General features: G+C 69.6%; 16 protein-coding genes. 11 read left to right on the plus strand and 5 right to left on the minus strand.

Features of this window, described 5'->3' with window-relative positions; genetic code table 11:
• Positions 1 to 4: 4 nt before the first annotated feature.
• Entirely contained in the window at positions 5 to 1,417 is a 1,413-nt protein-coding gene (locus ACLJRL_RS03405; RefSeq protein ID WP_410654495.1) for a sensor histidine kinase, read from the plus strand.
• On the opposite strand, the gene ACLJRL_RS03410 is transcribed toward ACLJRL_RS03405, so the two are convergent.
• Positions 1,407 to 2,318, minus strand: coding sequence for a TAXI family TRAP transporter solute-binding subunit (locus tag ACLJRL_RS03410; RefSeq protein WP_410654496.1), 912 nt, complete (start codon positions 2,316 to 2,318; stop codon positions 1,407 to 1,409). The two genes, ACLJRL_RS03405 and ACLJRL_RS03410, sit on opposite strands and share 11 nt — an antisense overlap.
• 16 nt (positions 2,319 to 2,334) lie before the next feature.
• Here ACLJRL_RS03410 and miaB point away from each other — a divergent pair, with 16 nt between their 5' ends.
• Both miaB and ACLJRL_RS03420 read left to right on the plus strand, forming a co-directional pair.
• Positions 2,335 to 3,849, plus strand: coding sequence for a tRNA (N6-isopentenyl adenosine(37)-C2)-methylthiotransferase MiaB (miaB, locus tag ACLJRL_RS03415; RefSeq protein WP_410655146.1), 1,515 nt, complete (start codon positions 2,335 to 2,337; stop codon positions 3,847 to 3,849).
• A complete protein-coding gene (locus ACLJRL_RS03420; RefSeq protein ID WP_410654497.1) occupies positions 3,837 to 4,319 on the plus strand; it encodes a hypothetical protein in 483 nt (160 codons plus the stop codon). The genes miaB and ACLJRL_RS03420 overlap by 13 nt, the downstream gene beginning before the upstream one ends.
• Here ACLJRL_RS03420 and ACLJRL_RS03425 read toward each other — a convergent pair.
• A complete protein-coding gene (locus ACLJRL_RS03425; RefSeq protein ID WP_410654498.1) occupies positions 4,316 to 4,774 on the minus strand; it encodes a hypothetical protein in 459 nt (152 codons plus the stop codon). The genes ACLJRL_RS03420 and ACLJRL_RS03425 overlap by 4 nt on opposite strands.
• A 188-nt stretch (positions 4,775 to 4,962) precedes the next feature.
• A complete protein-coding gene (locus ACLJRL_RS03430; RefSeq protein ID WP_410654499.1) occupies positions 4,963 to 6,276 on the minus strand; it encodes a DUF349 domain-containing protein in 1,314 nt (437 codons plus the stop codon).
• 247 nt (positions 6,277 to 6,523) lie between these two features.
• Here ACLJRL_RS03430 and ACLJRL_RS03435 point away from each other — a divergent pair, with 247 nt between their 5' ends.
• The 3 genes from ACLJRL_RS03435 to dapF are packed head-to-tail and all read left to right on the plus strand — an operon-like array spanning position 6,524 to position 8,950.
• On the plus strand, positions 6,524 to 7,213 hold the full coding sequence (locus ACLJRL_RS03435) for a class III extradiol dioxygenase subunit B-like domain-containing protein (protein ID WP_410654500.1): 690 nt from the start codon (positions 6,524 to 6,526) through the stop codon (positions 7,211 to 7,213).
• The gene (gene miaA / locus ACLJRL_RS03440; RefSeq protein ID WP_410654501.1) at positions 7,210 to 8,112 is read left to right on the plus strand and encodes a tRNA (adenosine(37)-N6)-dimethylallyltransferase MiaA; all 903 of its coding nucleotides are present in this window, start codon (positions 7,210 to 7,212) and stop codon (positions 8,110 to 8,112) included. The genes ACLJRL_RS03435 and miaA overlap by 4 nt, the downstream gene beginning before the upstream one ends.
• A 10-nt stretch (positions 8,113 to 8,122) precedes the next feature.
• Positions 8,123 to 8,950 carry a diaminopimelate epimerase gene (gene dapF, locus ACLJRL_RS03445; protein ID WP_410654502.1) on the plus strand — a complete coding sequence of 276 codons (828 nt, stop codon included), beginning with the start codon at positions 8,123 to 8,125 and terminating at the stop codon, positions 8,948 to 8,950.
• Here the strand turns inward: dapF and ACLJRL_RS03450 are convergent.
• On the minus strand, positions 8,947 to 10,197 hold the full coding sequence (locus tag ACLJRL_RS03450) for an MFS transporter (protein ID WP_410654503.1): 1,251 nt from the start codon (positions 10,195 to 10,197) through the stop codon (positions 8,947 to 8,949). The two genes, dapF and ACLJRL_RS03450, sit on opposite strands and share 4 nt — an antisense overlap.
• A 62-nt stretch (positions 10,198 to 10,259) precedes the next feature.
• Here ACLJRL_RS03450 and ACLJRL_RS03455 point away from each other — a divergent pair, with 62 nt between their 5' ends.
• The 3 genes from ACLJRL_RS03455 to ACLJRL_RS03465 all read left to right on the plus strand — a co-directional run bounded on the left by ACLJRL_RS03455 (position 10,260) and on the right by ACLJRL_RS03465 (position 13,742).
• Positions 10,260 to 10,757 carry a helix-turn-helix domain-containing protein gene (locus ACLJRL_RS03455; RefSeq protein ID WP_410654504.1) on the plus strand — a complete coding sequence of 166 codons (498 nt, stop codon included), beginning with the start codon at positions 10,260 to 10,262 and terminating at the stop codon, positions 10,755 to 10,757.
• Between the two features lie 43 nt (positions 10,758 to 10,800).
• Positions 10,801 to 12,249 carry a GTPase HflX gene (gene hflX, locus ACLJRL_RS03460; RefSeq protein ID WP_410654505.1) on the plus strand — a complete coding sequence of 483 codons (1,449 nt, stop codon included), beginning with the start codon at positions 10,801 to 10,803 and terminating at the stop codon, positions 12,247 to 12,249.
• Between the two features lie 479 nt (positions 12,250 to 12,728).
• Positions 12,729 to 13,742 carry a hypothetical protein gene (locus tag ACLJRL_RS03465; protein ID WP_410654506.1) on the plus strand — a complete coding sequence of 338 codons (1,014 nt, stop codon included), beginning with the start codon at positions 12,729 to 12,731 and terminating at the stop codon, positions 13,740 to 13,742.
• 73 nt (positions 13,743 to 13,815) lie between these two features.
• Here the strand turns inward: ACLJRL_RS03465 and lexA are convergent, their stop codons facing one another.
• Positions 13,816 to 14,529, minus strand: a complete 714-nt coding sequence (lexA, locus tag ACLJRL_RS03470) for a transcriptional repressor LexA (protein WP_410654507.1) — start codon at positions 14,527 to 14,529, stop codon at positions 13,816 to 13,818.
• A gap of 362 nt (positions 14,530 to 14,891) precedes the next feature.
• Here lexA and ACLJRL_RS03475 point away from each other — a divergent pair, with 362 nt between their 5' ends.
• Positions 14,892 to 15,392: a LysM peptidoglycan-binding domain-containing protein gene (locus ACLJRL_RS03475; RefSeq protein ID WP_410654508.1), complete on the plus strand. Its 501-nt coding sequence runs from the start codon at positions 14,892 to 14,894 to the stop codon at positions 15,390 to 15,392.
• Between the two features lie 298 nt (positions 15,393 to 15,690).
• The gene (gene nrdR / locus ACLJRL_RS03480; protein ID WP_410654509.1) at positions 15,691 to 16,179 is read left to right on the plus strand and encodes a transcriptional regulator NrdR; all 489 of its coding nucleotides are present in this window, start codon (positions 15,691 to 15,693) and stop codon (positions 16,177 to 16,179) included.
• Positions 16,180 to 16,194: the final 15 nt, after the last annotated feature.

Here is a 16,194-nt window from a genome sequence, read left to right on the forward strand (position 1 = left end):
GCGAGTGCGCGTCCGGCTGCAGGGGATCGTGCTGACGCTGGTCGCGGCCCTCGTGTTCGGCCTCGGCATCCCGCTGGCGCTCAGCGTGGCGGCCAGTGTGCAGCTCGACCTCTTCCTCGACCGGCTCACCGACACCTCACGGTTCGCCTCGCTGGCCCAGCGCCCGCTGGTGGAGAACCGGCCGGACCTGATCGAGGACGAACTCCGCCGCTACACCGAGGTGTACGAGGTGCCGGTGGTGATCGTCAACCAGGACGGTGAGTCCGTGGTGAGCGCGCTCGGCGGGACGGGCGAGGCCGCCCGGATCAACCTGAAGGACAGCGCCATCGCTTCGCATCTGCAGGAGGCGCTGGCGGGACGGCGTTCGGAACCAGGCCCGCTGCTGATGCCCTGGGCGGACGAACCGCTGGTGCTCGCGGAGCCGATCCTGATCGACGGCGAGGTCCGGGGCGCGGTGATCACCCTGTCTTCGACGGAGAAGGCCCGCACCGAACTGCTGTGGTGGTGGGTGCTCATCGCGGCCGGCGCGGTGTTCGCGTTCGGGCTGGCGCTGGTGGTCGCGGTGCCGGTGGTGCGCTGGATCCTGCGCCCGGTGCGCCGTCTCGACGACGCGACCGGCGCCCTGGTCGCCGCCGTGGTCAGCGGGCGGGAGGTCCAGCGGGTGGGGGAGACGGGCGGGCCGCCGGAACTGCGCCAGCTCGAACGGTCCTTCGACCGGATGGCCGCGAGCGTCGACGAAGCGCTTTCCGCGCAGCGTGCCTTCGTCGCCGACGCTTCCCATCAGCTGCGGAATCCGTTGACCGCGTTGAAGATCCGGCTCGGCAACCTCGACGGTCATGTCGACGACGATCTGGCCACGGCCGACCTCGAAGCCGCCGTCGTGGACGCGCGGCGGCTCAACCAGATCCTCGACGAACTGCTGTCACTGGCCCGGGCCGAAGCCTCGGGCGGCGAACTGGTGCCGGTCGGCCTCGACGAGGTGGTGGGCGCCCGGGTCGCCGACTGGACCGTGGTCGGCGAGGCGCGCGACATCTCGCTGGTGTCGTCCGGGCTCGGCGGCGGGCTGCGGGTCCTGACCCCGGCACGGGGTCTCGAAGTCGTCCTCGACGCGCTGCTGGACAACGCGCTGAAGTTCTCCGAGCCGGGGACAGAGGTGAGCGTCGCGGTCGCCGCCGACGACGGGAAGGTGGACATCGCCGTCCGCGACCACGGGCCGGGCCTGCGCGACGAGGAACTGGAGCGGGCGGCGGACCGGTTCTGGCGCAGCACCGCGCACCAGAACGTGCCCGGTTCCGGGCTGGGGCTGGCGATCGTCACCGAGATCGTGACCCGCTCCGACGGGTCGGTACGGCTCGGGCTGCCCGAGGGCGGCGGCCTCGAAGTGACCGTGACCCTGCCGGTCGGTGCTAGTCCTTGATCGACCGGAAATAGCGCAGCGCGCCGGGATGCAGCGGTAGCGGCGAGGTCTCGATGGCCGGGTGGACGTCGATCGACAGCGCCGCCCCGGCCGCCTTGACCAGCTCGCCCCGCGCGTCGAACACCCCGCGTACCAGCGCTTCCGCGACGTCGTCCGGCATCGCGGCGGGCACGACCAGGAAGTTCGGCAGCACGAGCGTGGTCACCGGCGCCGAGAGGTTGTAGGCCGTCACCGGGATCGTCGCCGTCCGGTACACCGGGCTGGTGGCCCGCAGGTCGTCCGCGAGATCGGTGATGTCGAGCAGCCGCAGCCCGACCTGGTGGGACATCTCCGTGATCGACGGCGTCGGCAGCCCGCCGGACCAGATCACGGCGTCGACCTGCCGGTTCTTCAGCGCGGGCAGCGCGTCGGGGAGGCCGAGGTTGCGCCGGTCGACGGCGCCGGTCAGGCCGGACGCCTTCAACAGCTGCTTCGACAGGAACTCGACGCCGGAGTCCGGCGAGCCGATCGCGACCTTGTGCCCGCGCAGCTGCGCGAACGAGGTGATCGAGGAGTCGGCGCGGACGATCACGTGCAGGTAGTCGTCGTGCACCCGCGCCAGCGCGGCCAGCCCCGCGGTGTTCTCGGTGGCGACGTCGGCGGCCACGAACGCGACATCGGCCTTGCCCGTGCGCACCCGGGCGATGTTGTCCGGCGACCCCTGGGTCTCCAGGACCTCGGGGCGTTCGGCGTCCAGTTGCGCGGCCCAGGCGTCCGCCAGCGGCTGGGCGAGCTTGTCGTAGACACCGCCCTTGAGCCCCGCCGCGATGCGCACGCGCGCGCCGGACAGATCGGGTCCGCAGCCGGTGACCAGGGCGCACACCACGGCGAGCACCGCCGCCAGGACACCCGGTCTCCTCATGAGGGTCGATCGTGCCATGGAACCCCGCCCGCGTACCCTCGAAGGCGAGATGAGCGCGCGCACTTACCAGATCCGCACCTTCGGCTGCCAGATGAACGTGCACGACTCCGAACGTCTTGCCGGGCAGCTCGAAGACGCCGGCTACGTTCAGGGTGACGGCGAAGCCACACCCGACTTGATCGTGTTCAACACCTGCGCGGTGCGGGAGAACGCGGACAACAAGTTGTACGGAACCCTGGGGAGCATCCGGCCGCAGAAGACCGCGAAGCCGGACATGCAGATCGCCGTCGGCGGCTGCCTCGCGCAGAAGGACCGCGGCGAGATCGTCAAGCGCGCGCCCTGGGTCGACGTCGTGTTCGGCACGCACAACATCGGCGCGCTGCCGACGCTGCTGGAGCGCGCGCGGCACAACGCCGAGGCCCAGGTCGAGATCCTCGAAGCACTCGAGACGTTCCCCTCGACGCTGCCGGCGCGGCGCGAGTCCGCGTACGCGGGCTGGGTGTCGATTTCGGTGGGTTGCAACAACACCTGCACGTTCTGCATCGTGCCCGCGCTGCGCGGCAAGGAACGCGACCGCCGTCCCGGCGAGATCCTGGCCGAGGTCGAGGCGCTCGTCGCCGAAGGCGTGCTCGAAGTGACCTTGCTCGGCCAGAACGTGAACTCCTACGGCGCCGAATTCGGCGACCGTCTCGCGTTCGGGAAACTGTTGCGCGCCTGCGGTTCCGTGGAGGGCCTGGAGCGCGTCCGGTTCACCTCGCCGCATCCGGCGGCGTTCACCGAAGACGTCATCGACGCGATGGCCGAGACACCGAACGTGTGCCACCAGCTGCACATGCCGCTGCAGTCCGGCTCGGACCGGGTGCTGCGCGAGATGAAGCGCTCGTACCGTTCGGCGCGCTACCTCAAGCTTCTCGACCGCGTGCGCGAGTCGATGCCCGACGCCGCTATCACCACCGACATCATCGTCGGCTTCCCCGGTGAGACCGAGGAGGACTTCCAGGCCACGCTCGACGTCGTCGCGCAGGCCCGGTTCTCCACCGCGTTCACCTTCCAGTACTCGATCCGGGCCGGTACGCCCGCCGCCGAGATGGACGGGCAGGTGCCCAAGGAGGTCGTGCAGGAGCGCTACGAACGGCTCGCCGAACTGCAGAACGGCATCTCCTGGGACGAGAACAAGAAGGTCGTCGGCCGCCGCGTCGAGTTGCTGGTCGCGTCCGGCGAAGGCCGCAAGGACAGCGAAACGCACCGCATGAGCGGCCGCGCCCGCGACGGCAGGCTCGTCCACTTCACGCCGGCCGGGCCGCTGGTGGATCGTTCGGTGCGGCCGGGCGACGTCGTCGAGACCGTGGTGACCTACGGCGCGCCGCACCACCTCGTGGCCGACGGAGACCTGCTCTCCCATCGCCGGACCCGGGCGGGCGACAACTCAGAGGCCGGGCTGCGGCCGAAGACCAACGGCGTGACGCTGGGCCTGCCGAGTTTCGGGGCCCCGGCCGTCACGCCGGAACCGGTGAGCGGATGTGCGCTGTGACCGAACCGAAGAACCACCCTGAGATCGACGAACTCGCCGCCGAGATCGACGAGGTCGGCCAGCGGGCGGCCAAGACGATCGAGCTGGGCAGGCGCGGCTTCACCATCGCCGTGCTGGCGTTCCTGCTGCTGGTCGCCCAGCTGCTGCCGTGGGTCGGCGAGCACGCCGGCTGGGAAGTGGTGTTCGGCCGCGGCGGGGGGATCCCGCAGCTGTTCGCCGTCACCTCGACCGGGATCGGCGTGTTCGCTTCCGCCCTCGCGCTGGTGACCCGGCGCTGGTGGCTGGCCTGGGTCTGCGCCGCGGGCGGCTGGTTCGCCTCGGTCGACGGGATGCTCGCGATCTGGTCCCAGCAGTCCTCGCACGCGACCGGCGCGGCCGGTGGCGGACCGGGATTCGGAATGATCCTCGCCTGGTTCGCCACCGTCGCGCTGGCCTGCTACTGGATGCGGGCCGCCTTCTCGCGCAGCTAGACCACGCGCAGCGTGAGGTTGCTCGAGGTGTAGGCGCTCACGTAGAGCGCCGTTTCGGGGTGGTAGGCCCGCAGCGTGATCACCGCGCTGAAGGAGAAGCTGAGCCTCAGGGAGAACGTCGAGTTGGGCCGGCAGGTGGTGTCGGCGATGTTCACCCAGACACTGCCCTGAAGCTGCTGCACGATGATGGCTTCCAGGCTGTCCGTGCGGTCGGCCCGGTCACCGCCTTCGGTCTGCAGGCTTCCCTTGAGGGTGACCTTTTCGTTGACCTTCGCCTGCTTCTTACTGAGCGAGGCGTCGAGCTTCACCTTCTTCTTGCTGATTTCGGAAGAGGCCGGGACCGGTGCCGGAGAACCGATCGCCGACGCGGCCGGGGCGAGCCCGGCCACCAGGGCGCAACTGATCGCCACGGCGGCGAGCGCCCGGCGTACTGGGGGAATCAGTGTGTGGTTCATGATCGAAGTTGAGCACGGCTGAGCGCGGAGAGCGCCCGATTACGCACGAAGGTGCGAGGTGTCGCTCCACCGTGGAGTTACGCGCGCTGTCTTGCCTCGAGACTCCACCGATGTCATGAAAGGGTCTTTCAAGACAAAAAACGTCCTGAAAGACCCTTTCATGACACAACAGTAGAACCGGGACCTACCTACCGGTCCGCGATGGCGGCTTCCGCGGCCTCGAGCCACTCACGCCACTGTGCGGCCTGCTCGTCCGCCTTCTTCGCGCGCCGCGCGTCGCCCGCCGCGCGGGCCTTCTCCGCCTGCGACTCGAACTGCTCGACCCGCTCGCGGAACTGCGCCGCCCTGGCCTGCGCCTCGGGGTCGGTCCGCCGCCACTTGCTGTCTTCGGCGGACTTGATCGCGTCCTGCACGGCCTTCAGCCGGCCGTCCAGTTCGCGGATGCGCTCGCGCGGGACCTTGCCGAGGCCGTCCCACTGCTCCTGGATGCGGCGCAGGTGCTGCTTCGCCCCGTCGAGGTTCGCCGCGGGGTCGATCTTCTCGGCCTCGACGAGCAGCTCTTCCTTCTGCTGCGCGTTGGTCGCGAATTCGGCGTCCCGTTCGGTGAACACCGAAGACCGGCGGGCGAAGAACTTGTCCTGCGCGGCGCGGAATCGCTGCCACAGTGCCTCGTCGCTGTCCTTGGGTGCGCGACCGGCGGCCTTCCACTCGGTCATCAGGTCCTTGTAGCGGCCGGCGGTGTCGCCCCACTCGTCGGACTCCGAGATCTTCTCGGCCTCGGCGATCAGCTCTTCCTTGCGGGTCTTGGCACTGGCCCGCTGCTTGTCCAGCTCGGCGAAATGCGAGCCACGACGCCGGTTGAACGCCTCACGTGCCTTGGAGAACCGCTTCCACAGCTCGTCGTCGGTCTTGCGGTCGACGCCCTTGACGGTCTTCCACTCGTCCAGGATGGCGCGCAGCCGGTCGCCCGCGGCCTTCCACTGAGTCGACTCGGAGGCGAGTTTCTCGGCCTCGTCGGCGAGAGCCTGCTTGCGGGTGACGGCGGCCGCGCGGGCCTCTTCCCGTTCCTGCTTGGCCGAGGCCAAGGCCTTCTCGGCGTGTGCGATGACCTGATCGATACGTCCGCTCAGCGCGGCGAGGTCGCCCACCACGGCGGCTTCGGCGAGACCGCCGCGCAGCTGGGTGGCCGTCGCCAGCGCGTGCTTCGGGTCGCCCGCGCCGGACTCCAGGCGCGTCTCCAGCAGCTCGACCTCGGTACGAAGGTCGTCGAACCGGCGCGCGTAGTGGAGAAGACCCTCGTCCGGGCTACCGGCCTGCCAGACACCGATCGCACGCTCGCCGTCGGGCGTGACGACGTAGACCGTGCCTTCTTCGTCGACCCTGCCCCAAACGGACGGGCTGGGCTCGGCGGGCGGCACGGGGGGTGCGGCATGTCCGCCACCGACCGCGTGCGGCACCGGGTGCGGCGCCGGGGTGGCGGTGGGCGTGTTCTCCTGGGCCATCGCAGGCTCCTTATCGCCTGTACGCCCGCTGGCGCGGGCGCCCCGCCTAGCGGCGGGGCCGGGTAATGCGTTGCCGTCTTGCTTTCGGGGGTATCGACCCCTTGCGGCATTCAAGCAGCTCAGCGTCCACCGTGGAACCAGAAGAACCACCCGAAGGCAGTGATCCTACTTCTGGAGGACGCTCTGTGTCGGCCGGTTGTCGGTCGGTTGCGGGCAGGTGCGGGGCGGGAAGGTAACGTCGGCGGCCGTGATCCGCCGTGTCGCCGTGCTCCCGCAGCCCCCGCTTCTCATTCCCGAACTGGCCGCCGGAGCGGCGGACGAGTGCGCCGAGCTGCGCGAAGCCTGCCTCAGAGCGGTACAGCGGCTGACCGGCGCTTCGGAGGATTGGCTCGTCGTCGCCGCGGCCGCGGGCGCGCCGGAGGTACCGGAACACGCGAGCGGCTCGTTCCGGGGATTCGGCGTCGATATCGGCGTCTCACTCAGCCGGGTGACAGCGCCCGAAAGTGAACTCGCCCTGCCCGCGCTCGTGGCGGGCTGGCTCCGCGAGCGGGCGGGCGCGTCGTCGGCCCGGGTCCGCCTCGTCGACCCCGCCACCGCCCCTGACCAGTGCGATCGGTTCGGTCGCGAGCTGGGGGAGGCCGCCGCGGTGCTCGTGCTCGGCGACGGCTCCAGCCGGCACGGCCCCCGTTCACCAGGTGGAGAGGACGAGCGCGCGGAGGGCTTCGACGCCGGGATCCGTGACGCGCTGGCCAAGGCCGATACCGGGGCGCTGGCCGCGCTCGACCCCGCTCTCGCCGCCGGACTCGGGGCGGGCGGCCGCGCGCCTTGGCAGGTCCTCGCCGGTCTCGCGGCCGACGGGAACTGGGACGCGGAGGTGCTCTACTCCGCCGCGCCGTTCGGCGTCGGCTACCACGTCGCCGTCTGGGAGCGCGCGTGATCCGCCCGGTGGCGGTCGTCGGGCCCACGGCGTCCGGGAAGACCGCGCTGGCGGTGGACCTAGCCCTCACCCTCGGGGGTGAAGTCGTCAACGCCGACGCGCTGCAGCTGTACCGGGGGATGGACATCGGCACCGCCAAGGCGACGCCCGAGGAGCGGCGAGGGGTACCGCATCACCTGCTGGACGTCCTGGACGTCACCGAGACGGCGTCCGTGGCCGCGTACCAGCGCGACGCCCGCAAGTGCGTCGAAGACCTCCTCGACGCCGGCCGGGTGCCGATCCTCACCGGCGGCTCCGGGCTCTACATCCAGGCCGTGCTCGACGACCTCAAGTTCCCGGGCACCGATCCCGCGGTGCGCGCCCGGCTCGCCATCGAGGCCGAAGAACGGGGCGCTCCCGCGATGCACGCCCGGCTGACGGAGCTGGACCCGGTCGCGGCCGAGGCCATCCTGCCGACCAACGCCCGCCGCATCGTGCGCGCGCTGGAGGTCATCGAGATCACCGGCGAACCGTTCTCGGCGAACCTGCCGAAACCGGGACCGGCGCGCTACGACACCGTTCTGATCGGCATCGACCGCGAACCGGCCGAACTCGACGCCCGCGTCAACCGGCGGGTGGAGGTCATGTTCGAAGATGGTCTCGTCGGCGAAGTCCGGAACCTTCTGGGACAAGGACTCCGGGACGGGCTCACCGCATCGAGGGCTCTGGGCTACCAACAGGTGATCGCCGAACTCGACGGCGAAGGGGACTTCGCGGCCGCCTCCGAAGCCACCGCACAGGCCACCCGGAGGTTCGTGCGGAGGCAACGTTCCTGGTTCCGGCGGGACAAGCGCATCGAGTGGTTCGACGGTGGCTCGGAGCGACTGGCCGAGCGCGTCATCGAGGTGGCGGCCAAGTAACCTGAATCCCATGGGCGGCATCGAATTCCTTAAGGGACACGGCACACAGAACGACTTCGTGCTGCTTCCCGACCCCGACGGCCGCCTGGAGCTGACCGAGGCCAAGGTCGCCGCGCTGTGCGACCGTCAGCGCGGTCTCGGCGCCGACGGTGTGCTGCGTGTCATCCGGCCGGCCGCGCTCGGCGTCGAGTCCGAGGGCGCATGGTTCATGGACTACCGCAACGCCGACGGTTCGATCGCCGAGATGTGCGGCAACGGCGTCCGGGTCTTCGTGCGCTACCTGGTCGAATCCGGCCTCGTGAGCGAACGAGACTTCGTCATCGGCACCCGGGCCGGTGACCGGCCGGTGCAGCTGCACGCGGACGGTGCGGTGACGGTGATGATGGGACCGGCGACGATCACCGGGACCTCGGTCACCGTGGTCGCCGGACAGCCGTTCTCCGGGGTCGCCGTGAACGTCGGCAACCCGCATCTGGTGTCGGTCGTCGAGGACGACGTCGACGACCTGGATCTGCGCGACCAGCCCGATTTCGACGAAGACGTGTTCCCCGATGGGGTGAACCTCGAGTTCATCAACCTGCTGGGGGACAACGCACTGAAGATGCGCGTGCACGAACGCGGCGTCGGCGAGACGCGGTCCTGCGGCACCGGCACGGTCGCCGCCGTCGCGGCAGCGCTGCACCTCGCGGGCACGGACACCGGCGAAGCGACCGTCGACATCCCCGGCGGTCAGGTGATCGTCGAGGTGCGCCGCGGCGCGTCCACCCTGACCGGTCCGGCGGAGATCGTCGCCCGCGGTGAACTCGACGAAGCCTGGTGGGCCGGCCTCGGGTCCTAGCCGACCTTTTCGGCGACCGGCTCGCTAGGCAGGTCACGAAGCTTCCGAAGCGGGGAGAAGACCACCCACAGGAGCGCCGCGGTCTCGCCTGCCACCGCGACCCACAGCGTGTCCCGGATCCCGATCACCTCACCCAGGACACCGCCGAGCAGCCCGCCCAGCGGCAGCATTCCCCAGACGACGAACCGCACACTCGCGTTCATCCGGCCGAGCAGCCGGTCCGGGCAGACGGCCTGCCGGTAGGAGACCTGCGCGACGTTGTAGACGATGATCCCGAACCCGGCGATCATCGTGGCCACCGGGAACAGGATGATCCGCCAGCCCGGCTCGGCCAGCGGCAGCAGCAGGTAGAACGGCCAGGTCACCAGCGGAACGAGCCAGATGGACCGGGCCTGCCCGATCCGCCGGGTGATGGCGTTGGCGAAGATCGCGCCCGTGATCCCGCCCACCCCGCCGGTCGCGAGCACGAGGCCGACGGCCGCGGGGGACAGCCCCAGATCCCGGTTCAGGAACAGGATCTCCACCGCGACGAAGACGCCGTTGAACAGGTTGGCCGTCGCCGTGCAGGCGACGATCGAACGCAGCGCGGTGTCGGTGAACACGAACCGCAGTCCCTCGACGATCTGGGGGAGCAGCTTCGTGTCTTCGTGCCGCTCGGGCTCCGGTTCGACGGTGCGGATCCGCAGCAGGAACAGCGCCGAGGTGAGGAAACCGAGCCCGGTCGTCAGCACGGCGTTGGCCGCGCCGACCAGTTGCACCAGCCCGCCCCCGACACCCGGACCGGCCAGGAACGCCACGGACTGGCTGGCCTGGAGCTTCGCGTTGCCTTCGAGGAGATGCTCGCGGCCGACCAGCGTCGGCAGATACGACTGGTAGGCGATGTCGAAGAACACCGTCGCGGTGCCGACGAGCGTGGCGACCACGATGAGCTGGGTCAGCGTCAGCATCCCCGCCCACCAGGCGATCGGGATGCTGAGCAGCAACGCGGCGCGGACGAGGTCGGCCCGCAGCATCAGCGTGCGGCGCCGCATCCGGTCCACCCACACCCCCGCGGGCAGTCCGATGATCAGGAACGCCGCCGTCTCCGCCGCGGTCAGCAGCCCCATCTGGAACGGCGTCGCGGCCAGTACGGTGGCCGCGAGCAGCGGGATCACGGTATGCCCGGCGAACGCGCCGACCTGGCTGGCCGTGTCCCCCGCCCACAGGCGACGGAAGTCCGCATGGAAGAAGAGGGAGTCTCTGCGCACGAAGCCACCCTGGCGGAAGTGATTGGAAAGTGTCAATCACTTAAATCTCCTAGGCTGACGCGGTGCCCAAACCACGACGCGTCGCCACCGAGGCCGAGGCCGCGGCCATGGCCTCCGGAATAAGGCTGCGCATCATCCGGTTGACCTTCTCAGAGGCGTTGACCAACAAAGAACTCGCGGAGCGCTTGAACCGCGACCCGGCGACCACGCTGCACCACGTGCGCAGGCTCGTCGACACGGGCTTCCTCGAAGCGCTCCCGACACGGCGCGGCACGCGCGGAGCGAAAGAAATTCCGTATCGCTCGACCGGGTTGTCCTGGCATCTTGATTCCCAGGACAGGGGGATCGATCAGGCGGTCTTCGAGGCCTACCTGGCCGAGATCGCCGACACCGGATTCGATGACGTGCACCAGACGCGGTTGGTCGTTCAGGTGCCGGACGAGCAGATCCTCGAGCTCGAAAGCCGGCTGAACGAGCTTTTCGAAGAGTTCCTCGCCCGGCCGGTGGATACGAAAGCGAACCGGACGGCGATCTACCTGTCGAGGTATCCCAGCAAGTAATGAATTCGGTCCCGCCGCCGAAACGTGGGACCATGGAGGCACGATGACGGAACTGACACACAGAGACAACGACGGCCGGGACCTGAACGACAAGGACCCTTCGACCGGCGAATTGGAGCTCGAGGACCGCGCCTCGCTCCGCCGGGTAGCGGGCCTGTCCACCGAACTCGCGGATGTCACCGAGGTCGAATACCGGCAGCTGCGCCTGGAGCGCGTCGTTCTGGTCGGTGTGTGGACCGAGGGCACCGCCCTCCAGTCCGAGGCCTCGCTCGCCGAGCTCGCCCGGCTGGCCGAAACGGCCGGTTCCGAGGTGCTGGAAGGCCTGGTGCAGCGGCGGATCCGCCCAGATCCCGCCACCTACATCGGCTCGGGCAAGGTCAAGGAACTGCGCGGCATCGTCGACGCCACCGGCGCCGACACGGTGATCTGCGACGGTGAGCTCTCGCCCGGCCAGCTGCGTCAGCTGGAGGAGAAGGTCAAGGTGAAGGTCATCGACCGCACCGCCCTGATCCTCGACATCTTCGCGCAGCACGCCAGCTCCAAGGAAGGCAAGGCCCAGGTCGAACTGGCCCAGCTCCAGTACCTGATCCCGCGGCTTCGCGGGTGGGGTGCGGCGCTGTCCCGGCAGGCCGGTGGCCGCGCCGGTGGCGCCAACGGTGGTGTGGGTCTGCGTGGCCCCGGTGAGACGAAGCTCGAAACCGACCGCCGCCGGATCAGCAAGCGCGTGTCGAAGCTGCGCCGCGAGATCGCCGCGATGGACACCATCCGCGAGACCAAACGCGGCCGCCGGGTGGCCAACGAAGTGCCGAGCGTCGCGATCGTCGGTTACACCAACGCCGGCAAGTCGAGCCTGCTCAACGCCCTGACCGGCGCCGGTGTCCTGGTCGAGGACGCGCTGTTCGCCACGCTGGATCCGACGACCCGGCGGGCACAGACCGCCGACGGCCGCACCTACACGCTGACCGACACCGTCGGTTTCGTCCGGCACCTGCCGCACCAGCTGGTGGACGCGTTCCGGTCGACGCTCGAGGAGGCGGCGAGCGCCGACCTGCTCGTGCACGTCGTCGACGGTGCCGACCCGACGCCGGAGGAGCAGGTCAACGCGGTGCGCGAGGTGCTCGCCGAGATCACGAAGCGCCGTTCCGAGCCGCTCCCGCCGGAGCTGCTGGTGATCAACAAGGCCGACGCCGCCGACGAGGTGTCGCTGGCCCGGTTGCGGCACCAGATGGCCGGTTCGGTGCAGGTGTCGGCGCGGGCGGGCACCGGTATCGCCGAGCTGGCCGAAGTGATCGCGGAGCGGCTGCCGAGGCCGGAAGTCCTGGTCGAGGCGCTGATCCCGTACTCGCGAGGCGAACTCGTCTCCCGTGCCCACGCCGACGGTGTGGTGCTGGAAGAGGAACACGTCGAGGCCGGTACCCGGATGCTGGTCCGTGCCCGCCCGGATCTCGCCGCCGCACTGGGCGAATTCCAGACGGACGGCTCCGCTCTGTAGGCAGAACGGGTAAGTACGTGAAGGCCCCCTTCCTTGCGTTAGGCGCATGGAAGGGGGCCTTCACGTATCCGAATCACTCACGAGCCTCAACCATGCGATACCGCAGCCTCCCGGACGGACGACACGTGTGACTGCGCGGACGACACCTGTGACCTGACGGACGACACCTGTGACTGGATGGACGACACGCCCGCAGCCGGGCTTCACCCCGTGTCGTCCGTCTGAACACGCTCGCCGTCCGCCTGGACACGCGTGTCGTCTCTCCAGTCACGCGAAACCGCCGCCTGCGCACCGGCCGGCAGACCACCAACGCCAAGCAAGCGAGTCCTTCACGGACCAGGCCGGGCTCGCGTCGCGCGGCCTCACGAAGGTGGCCTTCGCGACATTTCGCGGCCTTTCGGCGGTCGCACCGAACTGGGCGGCGTCCCGGACGTCTCCGTAGTGTGGGGCTTCTGGGGTTCCACGGTACGGAGGTCGATGTGCGGGGGCTTTTCACGGCGGCGGTCGTGCTGGGGGCGTTCGTCGGCGGGGCGGTTCCCGCTGTGGCACAGGAAGTGCCGGCGCCACAGCCGGTGTGCACTAACCGCGAATCCCGGCTCAGTGAACTGTCCGGCCTCGTGTCGGACGGCGAGCGCCTGTACGCCCTCAACGACGGCGGCACCAAGACGCAGGTCCACGTGCTCGGCCGTGACTGCAAGGTCCAGAAGGTCATCTCGGCCGCGACGGATCCGTACGACGCCGAGGATCTCGCCCGCTCCGCGGACGGCACCCTTTGGCTTTCGGACACCGGGGACAACCGCAAACAGCGGGAGACCGTCGCGCTGATCTCGCTGACCCCGCAGGGCAAGGCGGCGGTGCACCGGCTCACCTATCCCGATGGCGCGCACGACGTCGAAGCGCTGATCATGGACCGCTCGGGGACGCCGTATCTGATCACCAAGGACATGTTCGGCGACTCGAAGGTGTACCGGCCGTCCGGGCCGCTCGCCAGTCCCGGCCCGACCCCGCTGGAGAAGGTGGGGTCGCTGCAGATCAAGGAGACCACCACTCAGGGCGGGCCGGTCGGCTCGATCGGTTCGATGACGGTGACCGGGGCGGCCTCGATGTCCGACGGTTCGGTGATCGCGTTGCGCACCTACACCGACGCCTATCTCTACGCCGTCACCGACGGAGACGTGGCGGCCGCGCTGCAACGCGAACCTGTGCGCGTTCCCTTGCCGAACGAAGGGCAGGGAGAGGCGCTCGCGTTCGACCCGGACGGGACCCTGCTGTCCGGCGGCGAGGGCGTCGGGCAGCAGATCCGCGCGGTGAAGGGCGCGGCGAGCCTCGCTGTGGAGGCGGCGAAATCCGAGGGCAGCACATCGGGCGGGACGTCCGCGGCAGGCAAGGACGGCGCCGGGTCCGGCTTCCCGTTCATGCAGGTCGGCATCGCCGCGATCGTGCTGATCGGCGGCTTCCTCCTGGTCGGCAAGCTCCGCAAACGGCGTGCCTGACTGAAGCCGAAGCGGCCGAGCCTGACCCGCGTCGTGCCGCCGACGCGGGATCCCGGCGTGCTCCGGTTCCGGACTACAGCCTGCGGAGAACGGCGACGACCTTGCCGAGGATCGTGGCGTTGTCACCCGGGATGGGCTCGTACGCCTCGTTGTGCGGCATCAGCCAGATGTGGCCGTCCTTGCGCTTGAACGTCTTGACCGTGGCTTCGCCGTCGATCATCGCCGCCACGATCTCGCCGGGGTCGGCGGTCGGCTGCTGGCGCACGACGACCCAGTCGCCATCGGTGATGGCGGCGTCGACCATCGAGTCACCGGTGACGCTGAGCAGGAACAGCTCACCCTCACCGACGATCTCCCGCGGCAACGGGAAGACGTCCTCGATCGCCTGCTCGGCCAGAATCGGCCCACCGGCGGCGATCCGGCCGACGAGCGGCACGTACGCGGCCTTCGCGGCCTGCGGATGCTCGACGTCGATGCCCATCGGGTTGTCGTCGGTCCCGGCCAGCACTCCCACCGCACGCGGGCGGTTCGGATCGCGTCGCAGGTAGCCCTTGCGCTGAAGGGTCTGCAACTGGTGCGACACCGAAGAGGTGGAGGTCAGCCCGACCGCCTCGCCGATCTCACGCACACTCGGCGGGTAGCCGAACCGGCTCACCCACAGCTTGATCACGTCGAGCACCTGCTGCTGCCGGACGGTCAGGGTCTCGTCCACCTCGTAGACCTCGGGCAAGGCGCGCACCTTGCCCGAGCCCCTAGGCGCGCTACCCGCCTTGCTCACTTTAGCCACCCTGTCGCTCCTTCATCTCCTGCGTCGCCTCCCAGTTCGTCCGGTCTCCCGGACCGACTTCGCGTGTCCTCGCCTGTCTTCGCCGGTGGCGGACGATCTCCACGTCCACGGCACCGACGGCGCCCACCACGGCAGACGCCCTGGTCAACGACGTTAGCCCGCCGGGACGACGATTTCAAACATCTGTTCGATGGACACGCCGTGTCGCTCGATTTTTGTCGGTGGGAGGTGGTAGACATTCGCACGGGCGTTCGATAGAACGTCTGTTCGATCTTGGTCGGCCCGGCTCCTCGCCCGGATCGGCCGTCCGGGGTCGGACAAGTGCCGGACCTGAGTGAAGCAGGACTTGCAAGGAGGTTCCGATGTCGATTCTGGCCGATCGCGGACTGGTGCGTCCCAGTTCTCCCGGGCCCGTTCCGGCAGGGGTCACCCGGCCTGTGCGGGTGGTACGGGGCAGGCGGGCCGAGCCGCTGCGCCCGCCGACCCGTGCACGGGTCGTGGCGGGCCGCCGCCCCGGCGTGGCCACAGTCGCCACCACCGCGCCTGGGTGCCCCGCGCCCCGGCTACCGCTCAGGTGGCCGTGGCTCGCCGCGATGGCCTTGCTCGTCGCCGGGGTCATCACCGGATTGGGTCTGTTTATGGCCGGCGTTCCGGGTGTCGCGGTCCCCGAACGGACCACCACGGTGTCCGTTTCGACGGGGGAGACGCTGTCGGATCTCGCCGCGCGATTCGCGCCAGGAAGCGACATCGGCGCGGTCGTCGCCAAGATCAAGGAGCTCAACTCCCTGGAAGACGTCGTTCTCGTGCCCGGGTTGCCGCTCACGGTCCCGGTCGCGGCCGAGGTAGCCGACGGCGGGAGGTGATCACGCGGGCCCCTTTCCGGGCTCGCGAAAAGGTCCCCTTTCGTGTCCGATCGACCCTGTGGCCGCGCTTGCGCGGGCCCGACCTGCGACCTAGTCTCCACCGCTATATGTAGTAGTTACATGGCTGTAGTTGGTCCATAGCTTGGGGTAGACTCGGTACCAGTTGTCCACAGCTGGCCGGTGTCCATCCACCGGATGTCCACAGATCGATCCCCATGTCGATCTTCCCCGCCGCGCGTGGCGGAGGGACGGGCGTCCGATCGGGACCGGCCGGCGCGGAGGGGAAGGTGATCGGCGGATGAGGTGCCCGTTCTGCCGGCATGCGGACTCTCGGGTCGTCGACTCCCGAGAGGTGGATGAAGGTCAAGCGATCCGGCGGAGGCGCTCTTGCGCCGCGTGCGGCCGTCGCTTCACCACTTCGGAGACGATGGTGCTCGCCGTCGTCAAGCGTGCCGGGGTCACCGAGCAGTTCAGCCGGGACAAGGTGGTCCGGGGGGTGCGCCGCGCCTGCCAGGGCAGGCCGGTCGACGACGACGCGCTGCAGCAGCTCGCGCAGCGGGTCGAGGAGTCGATCCGGTCGGCCGGACTGGCGGAGATCCCGAGTCACGAGGTCGGCCTGGCGATCCTGGGTCCTCTGCGTGAACTCGATGGTGTCGCGTATCTCCGGTTCGCCAGTGTCTACCGCTCCTTCTCCTCGGTCGAGGACTTCGAGAAGGAGATCGCGGACCTTCGTGAGGCCATAGCCGCCGCACCGGACGAGAGCGATCAAGACGCGAAAGACGGCTGATGCCGCCTCCCGCGC

The organism is Amycolatopsis sp. lyj-112, from assembly GCF_046549055.1.
Classification (GTDB): domain Bacteria; phylum Actinomycetota; class Actinomycetes; order Mycobacteriales; family Pseudonocardiaceae; genus Amycolatopsis.

What these genes read in the sequence shown, in the direction of transcription:
- ACLJRL_RS03420 (WP_410654497.1), top strand. Translation starts at nt 3,837, where the DNA reads ATGTGCGCTGTGACCGAACCGAAGAACCACCCTGAGATCGACGAACTC.
- ACLJRL_RS03475 (WP_410654508.1), top strand. Translation starts at nt 14,892, where the DNA reads ATGTCGATTCTGGCCGATCGCGGACTGGTGCGTCCCAGTTCTCCCGGG.
- miaB (WP_410655146.1), top strand. Translation starts at nt 2,335, where the DNA reads ATGGAACCCCGCCCGCGTACCCTCGAAGGCGAGATGAGCGCGCGCACT.
- nrdR (WP_410654509.1), top strand. Translation starts at nt 15,691, where the DNA reads ATGAGGTGCCCGTTCTGCCGGCATGCGGACTCTCGGGTCGTCGACTCC.
- ACLJRL_RS03425 (WP_410654498.1), bottom strand. Translation starts at nt 4,774, where the DNA reads ATGAACCACACACTGATTCCCCCAGTACGCCGGGCGCTCGCCGCCGTG.
- ACLJRL_RS03410 (WP_410654496.1), bottom strand. Translation starts at nt 2,318, where the DNA reads ATGAGGAGACCGGGTGTCCTGGCGGCGGTGCTCGCCGTGGTGTGCGCC.
- ACLJRL_RS03430 (WP_410654499.1), bottom strand. Translation starts at nt 6,276, where the DNA reads ATGGCCCAGGAGAACACGCCCACCGCCACCCCGGCGCCGCACCCGGTG.
- hflX (WP_410654505.1), top strand. Translation starts at nt 10,801, where the DNA reads ATGACGGAACTGACACACAGAGACAACGACGGCCGGGACCTGAACGAC.
- dapF (WP_410654502.1), top strand. Translation starts at nt 8,123, where the DNA reads ATGGGCGGCATCGAATTCCTTAAGGGACACGGCACACAGAACGACTTC.